Source organism: Bacillus coreaensis, from assembly GCF_050586445.1.
In the GTDB taxonomy this organism is placed as follows: Bacteria; Bacillota; Bacilli; order Bacillales; family Cytobacillaceae; genus Robertmurraya_A; species Robertmurraya_A coreaensis.
Genome location: NZ_JBOCCY010000013.1, coordinates 109,954 through 126,756, shown reverse-complemented (window position 1 = coordinate 126,756; position 16,803 = coordinate 109,954). Strand labels below are relative to the sequence as shown.

Here is a 16,803-nt window from a genome sequence, read left to right as displayed (position 1 = left end):
AGCGAAAAGGTCACACCCGTTCCCATACCGAACACGGAAGTTAAGCTTTTCAGCGCCGATGGTAGTTGAGGGTTTCCCTCTGTGAGAGTAGGACGTCGCTAGGCAATGAAAAAAGCACCTGGGTGGGTGCTTTTTTTGTTGTGTGTGTTTCTAATTGACTGTATGCTCGTATTTTTGTCTTTGAAGGTTAATTAGAAAGGCTCTATTTACCCTTAAGCAACTCTAGTTGCCTCAAATGGTCAATAGAAGGACTCTATCTGCCCGCTCTGTAATTATTCATTGAAAGGTAAGAGAAATAATAGGCGGAGTATTTCCGGCTAATGTATACAGAGGAAGCTTAAAAAGCAGAGATAAGCGGAGGAATTCCGGTTAACTGTTCTAAATAAGCCAAAATTCAAAAATTTGGATCAAATAAGCGAAAAAACTCCGCTTATTTTTAGGGAAATATGGGTATTTCCCAATTTAAACGGAATTTTTCCGTTTATTTTTCAAACTCAGTAAAATCAACATCAGTTTTATAACTGTACTCTGGCCATAAAATGCTTTATTTATAGGTACTTTGTAATATTCTTACATAACAAAAAGCCCTGCATTTTGCAGGACAAAATGTATAACAAATATAAGTGGATTTTCAAAATATTTTTATAAAAAGTGACAGGTATCAGAACCCGGGCTTTTTCCAACCAACCTCACCTAATGCTTCAAATGATACGGCAGTGTCGAAACAATCACATTTTTTCTATAAAGCAAGAAGGAACGAATCAACAGGCTGGATTGGTTGTGAAGCATATTATGCCAGCCTTTTTTCGGGATGAACTGTGGGATTAACACAGTTACCCGGTAGTTGGACTCACTTGCTTTATGCTCGACAGTGTCGACAAATTTGGTGAGTGGGTGAATAATGCTTCTATAATGAGAATGTAAGGTGACCAATCGTACGTCAGGCTGCCATTTTTTCCATTTTTCCTCAAAGCGTTTTTCTTCTTCCCGGTCAAAGGCTACATACACCGCAATGACCTGGCTTGCTGATAGTGATTTAGCATAGTTAATGGAATTCTCCACTACATGAGTAATGCCAGCCACTGGTACGATGATGACATTTCCTTCGATAGGAAGTGCGGCTTCACAAGTGGTGACACGAAGCTGATCCGCAATGTTCTCATAGTGCTTATGAATTTTATGAAAGATCAGTACAATCACTGGAATAAAAACAAGTACCGGCCATACCTGGCTGAACTTTGTGATAAAGAACATCATGGTAACTACGAAACTTATAAGCGCGCCAGTTGTATTAATCGCGAGCTTTGCTATCCAGCCGGTTGGCTTTTCGCGAATCCATTTTACCATCATTCCAGTTTGAGAAAGGGTAAATGGTATAAAGACACCAACAGCATATAATGGAATTAAATTTTCAGTATGACCATGAAAAGTAATAATTAACAAGATAGATGCAAAACCTAAAATCATAATTCCATTTGAATAGCCCAATCGATCGCCTCGAAGTGTAAACATACGAGGAATAAATTTATCATTGGCTAAGTTTACAGCTAATAAAGGGAACGCTGAGTATCCTGTATTTGCTGCTAGTATTAAGATTAACGCAGTGGTCCCTTGAATGAAGAAATACATAAAGCTTCGACCAAAGGTTTGGCTAGCAATTTGTGAGACGACGGTTTCTTCTACTTTTGGTGTAATGCCGTAATAATAAGCTAAAACGACAATTCCAGATAATAAAATCGCTAGCAATGTACCCATTAGTATGAGTGTCCTTGCTGCATTTTTTGGTGCAGGATCTTTAAAGTTTGGAATGGCATTTGATATGGCTTCGACACCTGTTAACGCAGAGCTACCTGATGCAAAGGCCTTAAGTAAAAGGAATAAGCTAATTCCTGCTACCGGTGTTCCAATGGGCGTATGCAGTTCAGGAGGTACCTGACCTGTCACCACCTTAAACAAACCCACTCCAATTAAGATAAATAAGGCTAGAACAAATAAATAAACGGGATAAGCAAGAATGGAGGCAGATTCGGTTACGCCTCTTAAGTTTAGAAGTGTTAAAAAGATAACAAATACAATCGCAATCTCCACATTATAGTCATGTAAAGCTGGGAAGGCTGAAGTAATTGCATCTGTACCTGCTGAAACACTTACAGCGACTGTTAAGATATAGTCTACCAATAAGGACCCTCCGGCCACTAGCCCTGGGTTTACTCCCAGATTGGTTTTAGATACCACATACGCACCACCACCGTGAGGGTAGGCATAAATGATTTGTCGGTAAGATAATATTAAGGCTGTTAATAAAAGAAGAACGCCAATTGCAATGGGAATAGAATACCAAAAAGCAATGGCTCCTATAGAAACGAGAACAATAAGGATTTGCTCTGGTCCATAGGCCACGGATGATAAAGCATCCGATGATAAAATCGCTAACGCTTTTGTTTTATTTAACTTTTGTTCACCTAACTGGTCAGACTTCAACGGTCTGCCAATAAGGAATCTCTTAATAGAAGAGATCATGTTTTACACCACCATCTAGCAAAATTTAATGAAAAAAATCCACAAAAAAAAGCCTACAAAGTCATCACGAAATAAGACTTGTAGACATTAGCAATTTTGCTCCACAAGCTCCACCTTCCTTCTCAAAAAACGCTTACGAGGTTAGCTGTCGGATTCGGGCCTCATGAGTAGCCCTACCTATGAAAAGGATTCACCCCAGGACGTTTTGGGTCCCCCGTACCAATGGTTTCAGCGATTTAAGAATATGAAACTTTGATTATCATACTCCCACCATATAAAAATGTAAATGAAAATTTTGTTAACGATTTTTGTCCGCAGGTAAGCACAAAGTAGACTTCTATTACAACGTATAAATGGGTATAATAGGTTACTATTAAAGGACATTGAAAGGACCATGTAACATGACAAAACCAAAAAAAGCCATTTTTGAAGTTGAGGAAAACGAAACATTAAGTGATTGTCTTGAACGAATGGCGAAAGAAGGGTATACTCCTGTAAAGCGGACAGAAAAGCCAGTTTTTCAAGAGGTAAAAGAGGCTGGTGAGGTTTCTTATGAGCCGATCGCAAGGAAAATTGTATTCGAAGCACGGTTAATAGAGTAAAACACGAACATTAACTATACATAAATTATAAACGTTCGACAATTTCATTGACAGATTATATAACAGATTGTAATATAGACATGAGATTAAATTCAGAAATAGCCCTCGTATAATAATGGGAATATGGCCCATAAGTTTCTACCCGATTACCGTAAATGATCGGACTATGAGGAAATGTGATATGCCCGGAGTAAGAGGCGCTTCTTTTGTGTCTCTTCCATCTTGTATGAACAAGCCCGGACAGATTCCTTTCCTCATCATGGAAAGAATCTGTGTGGGCTTTTTATATTATTTAGCTAGGAGGGGTACAGTGGAAGCACAAGTTGGAATTATTATGGGAAGCAAATCTGATTGGGAAACTATGAAACTAGCGTGTACCGTGCTAGACGATTTAAATATACCTTACGAGAAAAAGGTGGTATCTGCCCATCGAACACCGGACTTGATGTTTGAATATGCAGAAACGGCTCGAGAACGCGGAATAAAGGTAATTATTGCAGGAGCAGGCGGAGCAGCACACCTTCCAGGAATGGTGGCAGCAAAAACGACTTTACCGGTTATTGGTGTTCCGGTTCAATCAAGGGCGTTAAACGGATTAGACTCCCTACTCTCGATTGTACAAATGCCAGGAGGAGTTCCAGTAGCAACCGTTGCAATTGGAACAGCTGGTGCGACAAATGCGGGCTTGCTTGCCGCTCAAATATTAGGAGCCTTTAACGAAGAGATAGCTTTAAAGCTTCATGAAAAAAGAGAAGCAACCAAACAAACCGTTTTGGAAAGTAGTGATGAGCTTGTCTAATCCAGTGATTTTGCCAGGACAAACGATTGGGATTATCGGTGGTGGACAGTTAGGCAAAATGATGGCCTTATCGGCAAAAGCTCAAGGATACCGAGTGGCGGTCCTTGATCCTGCAGTGGATTCACCTTGTGGCCAAGTATCAGATATGAGCATCGTGGCAGGGTATAACGATCTTGAGGCAATTAAAGAACTTGCGAGTGTGAGTGATGTCATCACGTATGAGTTTGAAAATATTGATGCAGAAGCTTTAAAATGGCTGGCAGAGCATGCGTATGTTCCACAAGGAACTCAATTGCTAGAGGTCACTCAAAATCGAATCACCGAAAAAGCGGCCATTGAAAAGGCTGGGGTGAAAGTGGCTCCTTATGCGGTCATTCTATCTGCACAAGACATTTATGATAATATAAAAAGGCTTGGATATCCTGCTGTTTTAAAGACAGCTATTGGTGGATACGATGGCAAAGGTCAACTGGTCATCAAGACAGAAGAGGATCTGCCATTGGCTGAGAAGTTACTAGAACATGGTTCATGTGTGTTAGAGAAGTGGATTCCTTTTGAAAAGGAAATTTCAGTAATTGTTGTCCGCAGTGCAAGTGGGCAGACTGAAGTGTTCCCAATTGGAGAGAATATACATCGAGACAATATTTTACATGAGACCATTGTTCCGGCTCGAATAAGTGGGGATGCAGCTGGAAAAGGATTAGAGCTTGCTGAAAAGTTGGCATCTGCCCTACAGTTGGTCGGCACTCTAGCGGTTGAGATGTTTCTTACAAAAGATGACGATATTTATATCAATGAGCTTGCACCAAGACCTCATAATTCAGGTCATTACACGATTGAAGCTTGTGAAACGTCACAGTTTGAACAGCATGTGCGTGCGGTATGTAACTTGCCGTTAGGACGTACGACTCTCTTAAAACCAGCAGTGATGGTAAATATTTTAGGAGAACATCAAGAAGCTGTGCTTCAAGCCATTCCTTCCGTAACGGATTGGAAAATTCATCTTTATGGAAAGATTGAACCGAAGTTTAAGCGGAAAATGGGGCATATTACCTTGCTTCGTGAAAACGTAGAAGAAGCACTAGCAGAGATTGAAGACAGTGGGATCTGGAGTAAAACTGAAGAATTGATCGGAGGATAAAACATGATTGATCGTTACACACGCCCGGAAATGGGAGCCATTTGGACAGAGGAAAATCGCTTTAAGGCTTGGCTAGAAGTAGAAATCCTTGCATGTGAGGCATGGGTAGAGCTTGGTGAAATTCCAAAAGAGGACGTTGAAAAAATCCGCCAAAATGCTTCCTTCAATATTGACCGTATTAATGAAATTGAACAAGAAACACGTCATGACGTAGTTGCTTTTACTAGAGCAGTTTCTGAAACGCTTGGAGAAGAGCGTAAGTGGGTACATTACGGACTAACTTCCACTGATGTGGTCGATACGGCACTATCATATATGCTTAAGCAAGCAAATGATATCCTTTTAAAAGACTTAGAGAACTTTGTGGAGATCTTAAAAAATAAAGCTCAGGAACATAAACATACCGTTATGATGGGACGTACACACGGAGTACACGCAGAACCTACGACATTTGGTTTAAAGCTTGCTCTTTGGTACGAAGAGATGAAGCGTAATCTGGATCGCTTTAAGCAGGCAGCTGAAGGCATCGAATATGGGAAAATTTCTGGTGCAGTTGGAACGTATGCAAACATTGATCCGTTCGTAGAAAAATATGTTTGTGAAAAGCTTGGCATTAAGCCAGCTCCAATTTCTACACAAACCTTACAGCGTGACCGTCATGCACATTATATGAGCACGATAGCTCTTATTGCTACTTCAATTGAAAAATTTGCAACTGAGGTTCGTGGATTACAAAAGAGTGAAACGCGTGAAGTGGAAGAATTTTTCGCAAAAGGCCAAAAAGGATCTTCGGCTATGCCACATAAGAGAAACCCAATTGGGTCTGAAAATATGACAGGACTTGCTCGTGTGATTCGTGGATACATGATGACAGCTTACGAAAATGTTTCGCTTTGGCATGAAAGAGATATTTCACACTCATCTGCTGAAAGAGTCATTCTTCCAGATGCAACAATCGCACTAAACTACATGTTGAACCGTTTTGGAAACATTGTGAAGAACTTAACGGTCTTCCCTGAAAATATGAAGAGAAACATGGATCGTACACTTGGCTTGATTTACTCACAACGTGTTCTTCTTGCGCTAATCGACAAAGGATTAACTCGTGAACAAGCATATGATACGGTTCAACCAAGAGCAATGGAAGCATGGGAAAAGCAAGTTCATTTCCGCTCACTTATCGAAAGTGACGAACTGATTACAAGCAAGTTAAGCCCAGCTGAAATCGATGATTGCTTCGACTACAACTACCATATCAAGTACGTAGATACCATTTTTGAACGTTTAGGTCTATAAGAAGGAAGCGTCCCAGCGGCGCTTCTACTCAAAAAATTGCCAATATTCCGATTCAGGAGGTACGATTGCTAATGGAAAAAGGTTCCTTATTATACGAAGGCAAGGCGAAACGGGTGTACAAAACGGATGATGAACAAATTGTTTGGATTGAGTACAAGGATTCAGCTACTGCTTTTAATGGTGAAAAAAAGGCAACAATCGATGGGAAGGGTCGCTTGAATAACGAGATTACTAGTTTGTTATTTTTAAAGCTTCATGACGCGGGTATACCTTCTCACTTTGTAAAGCGCCTTTCTGAGACTGAGCAGCTTGTTCAAAAGGTGGAGATTGTTCCTATTGAAGTAGTCGTTCGTAATGTGGCAGCTGGAAGTTTTTCAAAACGACTTGGAGTAGAAGAAGGCAAGGAGCTGTCAAAGCCATTAGTGGAGTTTTATTTAAAGGATGATGCATTAGGTGATCCGCTTATCACAGATGATCATGTAGAAGAATTAAAGCTTGCCAATCCTGAAGAGGTAGCGCAATTAAAGGAAAAAGCACTGACTGTAAATGCGACTTTATCAAGCTTTTTCAAAGAGCTAGGAATTCGCTTAATCGATTTCAAACTAGAATTCGGGAAGAATGCTGCAGGAGAATTATTACTTGCTGATGAAATCTCGCCTGACACATGCCGCCTTTGGGATGCAGTCACAAATGAAAAGTTTGATAAGGATGTATTTCGCCGCGATTTAGGAAGTTTAACGGATGCATATGAAACAATTCTTGAAAAATTAGGAGGACCACAACATGTATAAAGTTAAAGTGTTTGTAACGTTAAGAGAGAGTGTATTAGATCCACAAGGAACAGCTGTTGTTCATTCACTACATTCGTTAAATTATCAGGCGGTATCAGATGTTCGTATCGGAAAATATATGGAATTAACAGTAGAAAAATCAGATCGTGATGTAGAAGAAGTAGTAAAAGAAGTATGTGAAAAAATCCTAGCTAACACGGTTATTGAAGACTATCGCTATGAGATTGAGGAGTGTGTTGCACAGTGAAATTTGCGGTAATCGTGTTTCCTGGCTCAAACTGTGACATCGATATGTATCATGCGATTAAAGATGAACTAGGAGAAGAAGTAGAATATGTATGGCATGACGCAACAAACTTAGACGGATTTGATGCCATCCTTTTACCAGGTGGATTTTCTTACGGTGACTACCTTCGTACAGGTGCCATCGCTCGCTTCAGTAATGTGATGAAGGAAGTTGTGAAGGCAGCTGAAGCTGGGAAGCCAGTATTAGGCGTGTGTAACGGATTCCAGATTTTATTAGAAGCAGGTTTACTACCAGGAGCTATGCGTCGTAACGAAAGCTTAAAGTTCATTTGTAAAAATGTTGAGCTTCGTGTAGAAAACAATGAAACGATGTTCTCTGGTAGCTATAAGCAAGGAGAAACCATCCAAATTCCTGTCGCTCATGGTGAAGGAAACTATTATTGTGATGAAGAAACATTAGCTAGATTAAAAGAAAACAAGCAGATCGTTTTCACATATACGAATAATCCTAACGGTAGTTTAGAAGATATCGCGGGAATTATGAACGAACAAGGAAATGTACTAGGAATGATGCCACATCCTGAGAGAGCTGTTGATGAGCTATTAGGTGGAGCAGACGGAGTAAAGTTATTCCAATCGATCGTTAAACAATGGAGGGACTCACATGTTGTTAAAGCTTGAGCCAAGTCCGGAGCAAATTAAACAAGAGAAAATTTATTCACAAATGGGCTTGTCTGACGAAGAATTTCAAATGGTAGAAGACATTCTTGGACGCACGCCGAACTACACAGAAACAGGTTTGTTCTCTGTTATGTGGTCAGAGCATTGTAGCTACAAGAACTCAAAGCCGGTTCTTCGCAAGTTCCCAACATCAGGTCCACGTGTTCTTCAAGGTCCTGGAGAAGGTGCAGGGATCGTGGATATCGGTGACGAACAAGCGGTAGTTTTTAAGATTGAAAGTCATAACCACCCATCAGCTATCGAGCCTTACCAAGGAGCAGCTACAGGGGTTGGCGGAATTATCCGTGACGTGTTCTCTATGGGTGCTAGACCAATCGCGTTGTTAAATTCTCTACGTTTCGGTGAGTTAGATGCATCGAGCCGTGTTCAATATTTATTTAAAGAAGTAGTTGCAGGGATCGCGGGTTACGGAAACTGTATCGGTATTCCAACGGTTGGTGGAGAAATTCAGTTTGATGCTTGCTACGAAGGTAACCCACTAGTTAACGCTATGTGTGTCGGCTTAATTGACCATAAGGATATTAAAAAAGGTCAAGCGCATGGTGTTGGTAACACGGTTATGTATATAGGAGCAAAAACAGGTCGTGATGGAATTCATGGTGCTACGTTCGCATCAGAAGAACTAACGGAGACATCAGATGAGAAGCGTCCAGCCGTTCAAGTAGGAGATCCATTTATGGAGAAGCTGCTTTTAGAAGCTTGCCTTGAGTTGGTCAAATGTGATGCTCTTGTTGGGATTCAAGACATGGGAGCTGCGGGTCTTACTAGCTCATCAGCGGAGATGGCTAGTAAAGCGGGATCTGGTATAGAAATGAATATGGATCTTGTACCACAGCGTGAAAAAGGCATGACAGCTTACGAAATGATGCTTTCTGAATCTCAAGAGCGTATGCTTATCGTTGTTGAAAAGGGCCGCGAACAAGAAATTGTGGATATTGTCGCTAAGTACGATTTAGATGCAGTTGCGATCGGTGTTGTGACAGATGACAAAATGCTTCGTTTAATTCATAACGGTGAAGTGGTTGCGAATGTTCCTGCAGATGCTCTTGCAGAAGAAGCACCAGTTTACCACAAGCCATCAGCTGAACCTGCGTATTTCCGTGAGTTCCAAGCGATGGAGAACACAGTACCAGAAGTTAAAGATCATAACGAAACGTTAGTGAACCTTCTTAAGCAAGCGACGATCGCAAGCAAAGAATGGGTTTACGATCAATACGACTATATGGTTCGTACAAGTACGGTTGTAGCACCAGGAAGCGATGCAGCAGTCGTGCGTATTCGCGGAACTAGAAAAGCATTAGCCATGACAACGGACTGTAACTCTCGCTACATTTACTTGGATCCAGAAACAGGAGGAAAAATCGCGGTGGCTGAAGCGGCACGTAATATCGTTGCTTCTGGTGGGGTACCACTTGCAATCACGGACTGCTTAAACTTCGGAAATCCAGAGAAGCCAGAAATTTTCTGGCAGATTGAAAAATCGGTTGATGGAATGAGCGAAGCGTGTAACGTGTTAAGCACACCAGTAATCGGTGGGAACGTGTCACTATACAATGAAAGAAGTGGAACGGCTGTTTACCCAACACCGGTTGTTGGAATGGTTGGATTAGTGGAAGATATCGATCATATTACGACACAAAGCTTTAAAGAAGCGGGAGACCTAATCTATTTAATAGGGGAAACGAAGCCAGAATTCGGTGGAAGTGAGCTGCAAAAGCTTACAAACGGCGAAATCTTTGGTAAAGCACCTGAACTGAACCTAGAAGTAGAAGAGAAGGCTCAAAAGCAAGTTCTTTCAGCGATTCGTGCAGGAGTAGTAGCATCTGCTCATGACGTGTCTGAAGGTGGAGTTGCAGTCGCACTTGCTGAAAGCTTAATGGGTAGCGAAAACCTAGGAGCAGAGGTGACCCTTCAAGGCGAAGCAACAACAGCACTATTTAGTGAGTCACAATCTCGCTTCGTATTAACAGTGAAAAAAGAAAATCAAGCTCAATTTGAGAGCTTAGTAGATGCAACTTATATCGGTACAGTAACAGATACGTCTGATTTAAAAATAACTTGTGGTGATGAATTGGTCGTTTCACAACCAGTTTCTACGCTAGAAAAGGCTTGGAAAGGGGCAATCCCATGCTTGCTGAGCTAAAGGGGTTAAATGAAGAGTGTGGTATCTTTGGTATTTGGGGCCATACGGACGCTGCACAACTCACGTATTACGGATTGCATAGCCTTCAACATCGTGGTCAGGAAGGAACGGGAATGGTCGTTTCTGATCAACAGAGATTGAAGGGCTTAAAAGGCGAAGGTCTTGTTGCGGAGATCTTTACGGCCAAGGCGATGGAAGAAATGACGGGAAATGCGGCAATTGGGCATGTTCGTTATGCGACAGCTGGAGGAGGCGGTTATGAGAATGTTCAACCGCTTCTCTTCAACTCACAGACGGGCAGTCTTGCTCTTGCACACAATGGAAACCTTGTGAATGCGAATCAGCTGAAGCTTCAACTTGAGGGGCAAGGAAGTATTTTTCAAACGAGTTCCGATACAGAAGTGCTTGCACATTTAATTCGTCGCGGTGGATTTTCATCGATTAAAGACCGTGTGAAAACGGCTTTAACGATGTTAAAAGGGGCATATGCCTTCTTAATCATGACGGAAAATGAATTAATGGTAGCCCTTGACCCGAACGGCATGCGACCATTATCCATTGCCAAATTGGGTGACGCGTATGTGGTGGCTTCAGAGACTTGTGCTTTTGATGTAGTAGGTGCCGAGTTCGTTCGCGATGTATTGCCAGGTGAGTTAATTACCATTAATGCAAATGGCTTACATTCAGAAATGTATTCACATGCATCGAACCAAGCAATGTGTACGATGGAATATGTGTATTTTTCAAGACCGGATAGCAATATTCAAGGAATTAATGTGCATACGGCAAGAAAAGCAATGGGGAAAAAGCTTGCCTTAGAAGTGCCGATTGAAGCGGATGTCGTAACGGGTGTGCCTGATTCTAGTATTTCAGCCGCGATTGGATATGCAGAACAATCGGGTATTCCTTATGAAATGGGCTTAATTAAAAACCGTTATGTGGGCCGTACGTTTATTCAGCCATCACAAACTTTGCGTGAACAGGGAGTGAAGATGAAGCTTTCTCCTGTTCGTGGAGTGGTTGAGGGCAAGCGTGTTATTATGGTGGATGATTCGATTGTTAGAGGGACAACAAGCCGTAGAATCGTCACGATGTTGAAGGAAGCGGGAGCGAAGGAAGTACATGTGGTCATTAGTTCTCCTCCGATTCAAAATCCGTGTTTCTATGGAATTGATACATCTACAAGAGAAGAGTTAATTGCTTCTAAGCTTTCGCCTGAAGAAATTCGAGAGATGATTGGTGCGGATTCGCTCACATTCTTGAGTGTGGAGGGAATGCTTGGAGCGATCGGGAAGGATCCGCGAGAGGATCAATGCGGACAGTGCTTAGCTTGCTTTACTGGTAAATACCCAACGGAAATTTATCCAACGGAACTAACACTAGAAACGGTCAAATAATGGCAGCAGCACATGCTGCCTTTTCTTTGGAACATATTTTTAATTCGAAACTAGCACCGGCGTCTAAATAAGACGCTTGCGCTTTTCTATGGAGGGTTTTTACAATGGCAAATGCTTATAAACAAGCTGGGGTAGATATTGAGGCTGGATACGAAGCTGTTTCCCGTATGAAAAAGCATGTAGAGCGTACCATTCGTCCAGGCGTGCTTGGAGGCTTAGGTGGGTTTGGCGGTATGTTCGATCTTTCGAGTCTAAACCTGAAGGAGCCGGTGCTCGTCTCTGGAACGGATGGCGTTGGAACGAAATTAATGCTTGCGTTCATGCTCGATAAGCATGACACAATTGGGATTGATGCTGTGGCCATGTGTGTGAACGATATTGTTGTTCAAGGGGCAGAGCCACTTTACTTTTTAGATTATATTGCTTGCGGAAAAGCAGAGCCTAGTAAGATTGAAGCAATTGTTAAGGGAATTGCGGACGGTTGTGAACAAGCTGGTTGCGCACTTGTTGGTGGAGAAACAGCGGAAATGCCTGGTATGTACAGTGAAGAAGAATATGACCTTGCTGGATTCTCAGTCGGTGCTTGCGAAAAGTCGGCATTAGTAAACGGTGCGTCGATCAAATCTGGTGATGTTCTAATCGGCCTTGCATCAAGCGGTCTACACAGCAATGGCTTTTCATTAGTTCGTAAAGTATTGTTAGAAAAAGCAGGACTTGACCTTACTCAGTACGTAGATGAGCTCGGGTCTACCCTTGGTGAAGAATTGCTACAGCCAACAAAAATCTATGTAAAGCCCCTTTTAGCTGCATTGAAGAAGTTTGAGATTAAGGGAATGGCTCATATAACTGGCGGTGGTTTTGTAGAAAATATCCCGCGTATGCTTCCAGAAGGATTAGGAGCAGACTTAGAAGAGTCAAACTGGACGGTACCAGCGATTTTTAATTTGCTTGAAAAGTATGGTGAGCTTGATCGCAAGGAAATGTATAATATTTTTAATATGGGTACGGGTATGGTAGTAGCAGTGGATAAGGAGATTGCAGACGACGTGATTCGTTTCTTTAACGAAAGTGGAGAAAAAGCTTATGCAATCGGAACGGTATCAAGCCAAGAGGGAATACACATTAGGTAAGCGAGGGACAGTATGAAAAATATTGCTGTATTTGCATCAGGCTCGGGCAGTAATTTTGGTGCGATTTTAGAAGCGGTTCAATGTGGCGAGCTCGTCGCAAAGGTGCAGCTGTTAGTATGTGACCAACCGAGTGCGTACACCATTCAAAGAGCAGAAGAGGCAGGCGTTCCGACGTTTGTGTTTCGGGCGAAGGACTATCCTTCAAAAACGGAGTATGAGCAAGAGATTTGTGCTCTTCTTACAGAGAAAAACATTGATCTTGTGGTATTAGCGGGATATATGAGATTAATTGGTCCTACCTTGTTAACTGATTTTGAAGGAAAAATCATCAATATCCATCCATCGATGTTGCCAGCTTTTCCAGGTAAAGATGCGATCGGTCAAGCGTTGGCAGCCAATGTGAAAGAGAGCGGAGTAACGGTACATTACGTGGATGCAGGGATGGATACGGGTCCTATTATCGCTCAGCAGGCAGTTGTTGTTGATGAGGGAGAAACAAAGGAAAGTTTACAGAAAAAAATACATGAGGTGGAGCACAAGCTCTATCCAGCAGTAATCAGCGAGCTTTTAAAGGGTGAAAGGAGAACGGAAAGTGAAAAAACGAGCATTAATTAGTGTATCTGATAAAACTGGGGTTGTTGAGTTTGCCCGTCATTTAAGTGAATTAGGATATGAATTAATTTCTACTGGAGGAACAAAGAATGCTTTACAGGCAGCGGGTGTTCCGGTTATTAGCGTAAGCGATGTAACAGGGTTTCCAGAGATTCTTGAGGGCCGGGTAAAAACACTTAACCCATACATTCACGGAGGCCTTTTAGCCAAGTTTTCAGATGAAAACCACCAAAAGCAACTAGCTGAGCATAAAATTGATCCAATCCAAATCGTATGTGTGAACCTTTATCCGTTCCAACAAACGATTGCAAAACTGGATGTAACAGTAGAAGATGCAATCGAAAACATTGATATCGGTGGACCAACGATGCTTCGTGCTTCAGCCAAAAATCACGAGTTTGTAACTGTAGTTGTTGACCCTACTGATTACGAAGTGGTACTAGAAGAGCTAAAAGCTTCTGGTGATGTAGAGAAAGCGACACGTCGTAAGCTTGCTGCCAAGGTATTTAGACATACAGCTGCATATGATGCGATGATCGCTGAATATATGACAGATCTTGCTGGTGAAGAAAATCCAGAAAAAATGACGGTTACTTATGAATTAAAGCAAAGCCTTCGTTATGGAGAGAATCCACATCAAAAGGCAGCTTTTTATCGTAAGCCACTTGGCTCTGTTTTCTCGATTGCTAATGCCACTCAGCTTCATGGCAAAGAGTTATCATATAACAATATTAATGATGCGGATGCAGCTCTACAAATCGTAAAAGAATTTACGGAGCCTGCAGCTGTTGCCGTTAAGCATATGAACCCTTGTGGTGTTGGAACAGGAACGGATGTTTATGATGCATTCACAAAGGCGTTTGCTGCTGACCCTGTATCGATCTTTGGTGGAATTATTGCCTTGAATCGTGAAGTGGATAAACAAACCGCTGAAAAGCTTCATGAAATCTTCTTAGAAATTATCATTGCTCCTTCTTATTCAAAGGAAGCTTTAGAGGTATTAACTAGCAAAAAGAATCTACGCTTGTTAACGATTCCGTTTGATGAAAAAGCAAAGGTAGAAAACAAGCATGTGTCGATTGAAGGCGGATTACTTGTTCAAGATCAAGACCGTTTTACACTAGAAGATGCGACTGTATCGGTAGCAACGAAGCGTGAGCCAAGTGAAGAGGAATGGAAGGCACTTAAGCTTGGTTGGAAGGTTGTTAAGCATGTGAAATCAAATGCGATCGTGGTGAACGATGCTGACATGACCCTTGGAATTGGTGCTGGTCAGATGAACCGTGTAGGTGCAGCGAAAATTGCTTTAGAACAAGCAGGAGAAAAGGCAACAGGTGCGGTACTTGCTTCGGATGCATTCTTCCCAATGGATGACACCGTTGAAGCAGCGGCAAAGGCTGGAATTACAGCGATTATTCAACCGGGTGGATCGATTCGTGATGAAGATTCAGTGAAAAAAGCAGATGAGTACGGAATTGCGATGGTATTCACTGGAGTTAGACATTTTAAACACTAATTTTCAGGATGGGGGTACAAACCATGAACGTTCTAGTCGTAGGTCGTGGAGGACGAGAGCATGCTATTTGCTGGAAGGTAAGCCAAAGTCCTTCTGTGAAAAAGGTGTTCGTCGCTCCTGGGAATGTAGGAATGACAGACGTAGCCGTGCGTGTGGATATTTCTGAAGAGGAACAAGACAAGCTGATTGATTTTATAAAAAAAGAAAAGATCGGTCTTACGATCATTGGACCTGAAGCACCATTACAAGCGGGACTTGCTGATCGAATTCGTGCGGAAGGACTAGCCGTTTTTGGTCCAGACCAAAAAGCAGCAGTAATTGAAGGCAGCAAATCATTTGCGAAAGAGCTAATGGAAAAGTACCAAATTCCAACAGCTGCTTATCAATCCTTCACAAACTTTGAAGAAGCGAAAGCGTATGTGGAGGAAAAAGGAGCTCCTATTGTCATCAAGGCGGATGGTCTTGCTGCAGGCAAAGGAGTGACCGTTGCTTTAACATTAGAAGAAGCGATTGACAGCCTGAAAGAAATGCTTGTGAACAGCAAGTTTGGTGCAGCTTCGGCGAAAGTCGTTATTGAGGAGTTTTTAGAGGGAGAAGAATTCTCTCTAATGGCATTTGTGAATGGTGACGTTGTGGTGCCAATGGAAATTGCTCAAGATCATAAGCGTGCATACGATGGCGATCAAGGACCAAACACGGGTGGAATGGGGGCTTATTCTCCAGTTCCGCAAATCAGCAGTGAAGCTGTTCAAACAGCTGTTGAAACGGTGTTAAAGCCTGCAGCAAACGCGATGATAGAAGAAGGAAGAAGCTTCTGTGGAATTCTTTATGCGGGTCTGATTCAAACAACTGCTGGTCCAAAGGTCATTGAGTTCAATGCTCGATTCGGTGATCCAGAAACACAAGTGGTTCTTCCAAGAATGGAATCTGACTTAGTAGAGGTAATTCTTTCCGTGTTAAACGGAGAACAGCCAACTATCGAGTGGTCATCAAATGCCGTGGTGGGTGTCGTTTGCGCAGCAAAAGGCTACCCGGAACAGCCTGGAAAGGGCAGCGTCATCGAAGGACTTGATTCTGTGAAGGAAGCACTTGTCTTCCATGCAGGAACAGAGCAGAACGAAGATGGGAAAATTGTTACGGCAGGTGGACGTGTATTGCTTGCAGCTGCTAAGGCAGACACTCTTCAAGCGGCACAAGAGCGTGTGTATGCCGAGTTATCAAATGTGACGAGCGATGGACTTTTCTACAGAAAAGATATTGGACATAAAGCCATTACGTTTGCCGCTTGCCAGACTTCTTAATATAGACAAATAGAAGGGCAATAATACTTCCAATTAAAGCAATTAGAACGAAGGACATATCGCTAACATATTCCCAAAACATCATGTGATGCTCCTTTCTATAGTGATTCCCCCTCTAAGCGGAGGGGGAATTTTCTTATTGAGTGCTATACGGTAAAAACTGTTCCGGCATTGATTTTTCATTAGACGATTGGTTTTGATTGCTTCTCAAATTTTGTTCTCTTTCATAAAGGGCAGTGACTGGACAAAAACGAACAATCCCCTCTGCCACCTTCATTGCACCTAAAATTCCAAGCAAAACATAAGAGTCTCTCCAAGGCATTTTTGTATGTTTCGCTGTACTCCATGCTAAGACGCTTAAACCAATGGTAATACGAACAAGGGCATTCACGATTCCAATATTGGGCTTTACATTCATGGAATTGTCACTCCTCTTACATATTTTTTAAAAATTTAGTACTTCTTTACTGCGTTAAACAGTGAAATATGATACTATAAAAACCAAACCTATAAAATGTAAGGGTTTTCATTTTGCGTAGATAGGGTTGTATTTCTAACAAGATATTTA

Annotated in this window: 16 protein-coding genes, 1 rRNA gene and 2 riboswitches; of the genes, 14 read left to right on the top strand and 3 right to left on the bottom strand. The window is 41.9% G+C overall.

The window, feature by feature from the left end:
* Nucleotides 1–104 (top strand): 5S ribosomal RNA (rrf, locus tag ACQ5H4_RS17890); the annotation flags it as partial.
* A 589-nt stretch (nucleotides 105–693) separates the two neighbouring features.
* Here rrf and ACQ5H4_RS17885 read toward each other — a convergent pair.
* Nucleotides 694–2,520, bottom strand: coding sequence for an APC family permease (locus tag ACQ5H4_RS17885; RefSeq protein WP_430776345.1), 1,827 nt, complete (start codon nucleotides 2,518–2,520; stop codon nucleotides 694–696).
* Nucleotides 2,521–2,634: 114 nt separating this feature from the next.
* Nucleotides 2,635–2,764: riboswitch (cyclic di-AMP (ydaO/yuaA leader) on the bottom strand.
* A gap of 157 nt (nucleotides 2,765–2,921) precedes the next feature.
* Between ACQ5H4_RS17885 and ACQ5H4_RS17880 the strand changes: the two genes are divergently transcribed.
* The 13 genes from ACQ5H4_RS17880 (at nucleotide 2,922) to purD (ending at nucleotide 16,235) form a co-directional block, all read left to right on the top strand.
* On the top strand, nucleotides 2,922–3,122 hold the full coding sequence (locus ACQ5H4_RS17880) for an NETI motif-containing protein (RefSeq protein ID WP_119706431.1): 201 nt from the start codon (nucleotides 2,922–2,924) through the stop codon (nucleotides 3,120–3,122).
* An 85-nt stretch (nucleotides 3,123–3,207) separates the two neighbouring features.
* Nucleotides 3,208–3,309, top strand: a riboswitch (purine riboswitch).
* A 123-nt stretch (nucleotides 3,310–3,432) separates the two neighbouring features.
* Nucleotides 3,433–3,921: a 5-(carboxyamino)imidazole ribonucleotide mutase gene (gene purE, locus ACQ5H4_RS17875; protein WP_430776344.1), complete on the top strand. Its 489-nt coding sequence runs from the start codon at nucleotides 3,433–3,435 to the stop codon at nucleotides 3,919–3,921.
* Nucleotides 3,908–5,062, top strand: a complete 1,155-nt coding sequence (gene purK / locus ACQ5H4_RS17870) for a 5-(carboxyamino)imidazole ribonucleotide synthase (RefSeq protein WP_430776343.1) — start codon at nucleotides 3,908–3,910, stop codon at nucleotides 5,060–5,062. Before purE ends, purK begins: the two co-directional genes overlap by 14 nt.
* 3 nt (nucleotides 5,063–5,065) lie before the next feature.
* Nucleotides 5,066–6,358: an adenylosuccinate lyase gene (gene purB, locus ACQ5H4_RS17865; RefSeq protein ID WP_160548542.1), complete on the top strand. Its 1,293-nt coding sequence runs from the start codon at nucleotides 5,066–5,068 to the stop codon at nucleotides 6,356–6,358.
* A gap of 71 nt (nucleotides 6,359–6,429) precedes the next feature.
* Nucleotides 6,430–7,149 carry a phosphoribosylaminoimidazolesuccinocarboxamide synthase gene (purC, locus tag ACQ5H4_RS17860; RefSeq protein WP_430776342.1) on the top strand — a complete coding sequence of 240 codons (720 nt, stop codon included), beginning with the start codon at nucleotides 6,430–6,432 and terminating at the stop codon, nucleotides 7,147–7,149.
* On the top strand, nucleotides 7,142–7,396 hold the full coding sequence (gene purS / locus ACQ5H4_RS17855; RefSeq protein ID WP_119706435.1) for a phosphoribosylformylglycinamidine synthase subunit PurS: 255 nt from the start codon (nucleotides 7,142–7,144) through the stop codon (nucleotides 7,394–7,396). The genes purC and purS overlap by 8 nt, the downstream gene beginning before the upstream one ends.
* Nucleotides 7,393–8,076 carry a phosphoribosylformylglycinamidine synthase subunit PurQ gene (purQ, locus tag ACQ5H4_RS17850; RefSeq protein ID WP_430776341.1) on the top strand — a complete coding sequence of 228 codons (684 nt, stop codon included), beginning with the start codon at nucleotides 7,393–7,395 and terminating at the stop codon, nucleotides 8,074–8,076. Before purS ends, purQ begins: the two co-directional genes overlap by 4 nt.
* A complete protein-coding gene (purL, locus tag ACQ5H4_RS17845; protein ID WP_430776340.1) occupies nucleotides 8,060–10,279 on the top strand; it encodes a phosphoribosylformylglycinamidine synthase subunit PurL in 2,220 nt (739 codons plus the stop codon). Before purQ ends, purL begins: the two co-directional genes overlap by 17 nt.
* Entirely contained in the window at nucleotides 10,264–11,676 is a 1,413-nt protein-coding gene (gene purF, locus ACQ5H4_RS17840; RefSeq protein WP_430776339.1) for an amidophosphoribosyltransferase, read from the top strand. Before purL ends, purF begins: the two co-directional genes overlap by 16 nt.
* Before the next feature lie 104 nt (nucleotides 11,677–11,780).
* Nucleotides 11,781–12,806: a phosphoribosylformylglycinamidine cyclo-ligase gene (gene purM, locus ACQ5H4_RS17835; RefSeq protein ID WP_430776338.1), complete on the top strand. Its 1,026-nt coding sequence runs from the start codon at nucleotides 11,781–11,783 to the stop codon at nucleotides 12,804–12,806.
* A 12-nt stretch (nucleotides 12,807–12,818) separates the two neighbouring features.
* Entirely contained in the window at nucleotides 12,819–13,421 is a 603-nt protein-coding gene (gene purN, locus ACQ5H4_RS17830) for a phosphoribosylglycinamide formyltransferase (protein WP_430776337.1), read from the top strand.
* Entirely contained in the window at nucleotides 13,399–14,934 is a 1,536-nt protein-coding gene (gene purH, locus ACQ5H4_RS17825) for a bifunctional phosphoribosylaminoimidazolecarboxamide formyltransferase/IMP cyclohydrolase (protein WP_430776336.1), read from the top strand. Before purN ends, purH begins: the two co-directional genes overlap by 23 nt.
* Nucleotides 14,935–14,957: 23 nt before the next feature.
* Nucleotides 14,958–16,235, top strand: coding sequence for a phosphoribosylamine--glycine ligase (gene purD / locus ACQ5H4_RS17820; RefSeq protein WP_430776335.1), 1,278 nt, complete (start codon nucleotides 14,958–14,960; stop codon nucleotides 16,233–16,235).
* Here purD and ACQ5H4_RS17815 read toward each other — a convergent pair.
* A complete protein-coding gene (locus ACQ5H4_RS17815) occupies nucleotides 16,207–16,293 on the bottom strand; it encodes an EYxxD motif small membrane protein (RefSeq protein WP_377058742.1) in 87 nt (28 codons plus the stop codon). The two genes, purD and ACQ5H4_RS17815, sit on opposite strands and share 29 nt — an antisense overlap.
* Nucleotides 16,294–16,371: 78 nt before the next feature.
* Complete coding sequence (locus ACQ5H4_RS17810; RefSeq protein ID WP_430776334.1) at nucleotides 16,372–16,653, bottom strand: YgaP family membrane protein; 282 nt, start codon at nucleotides 16,651–16,653, stop codon at nucleotides 16,372–16,374.
* Nucleotides 16,654–16,803: the final 150 nt, after the last annotated feature.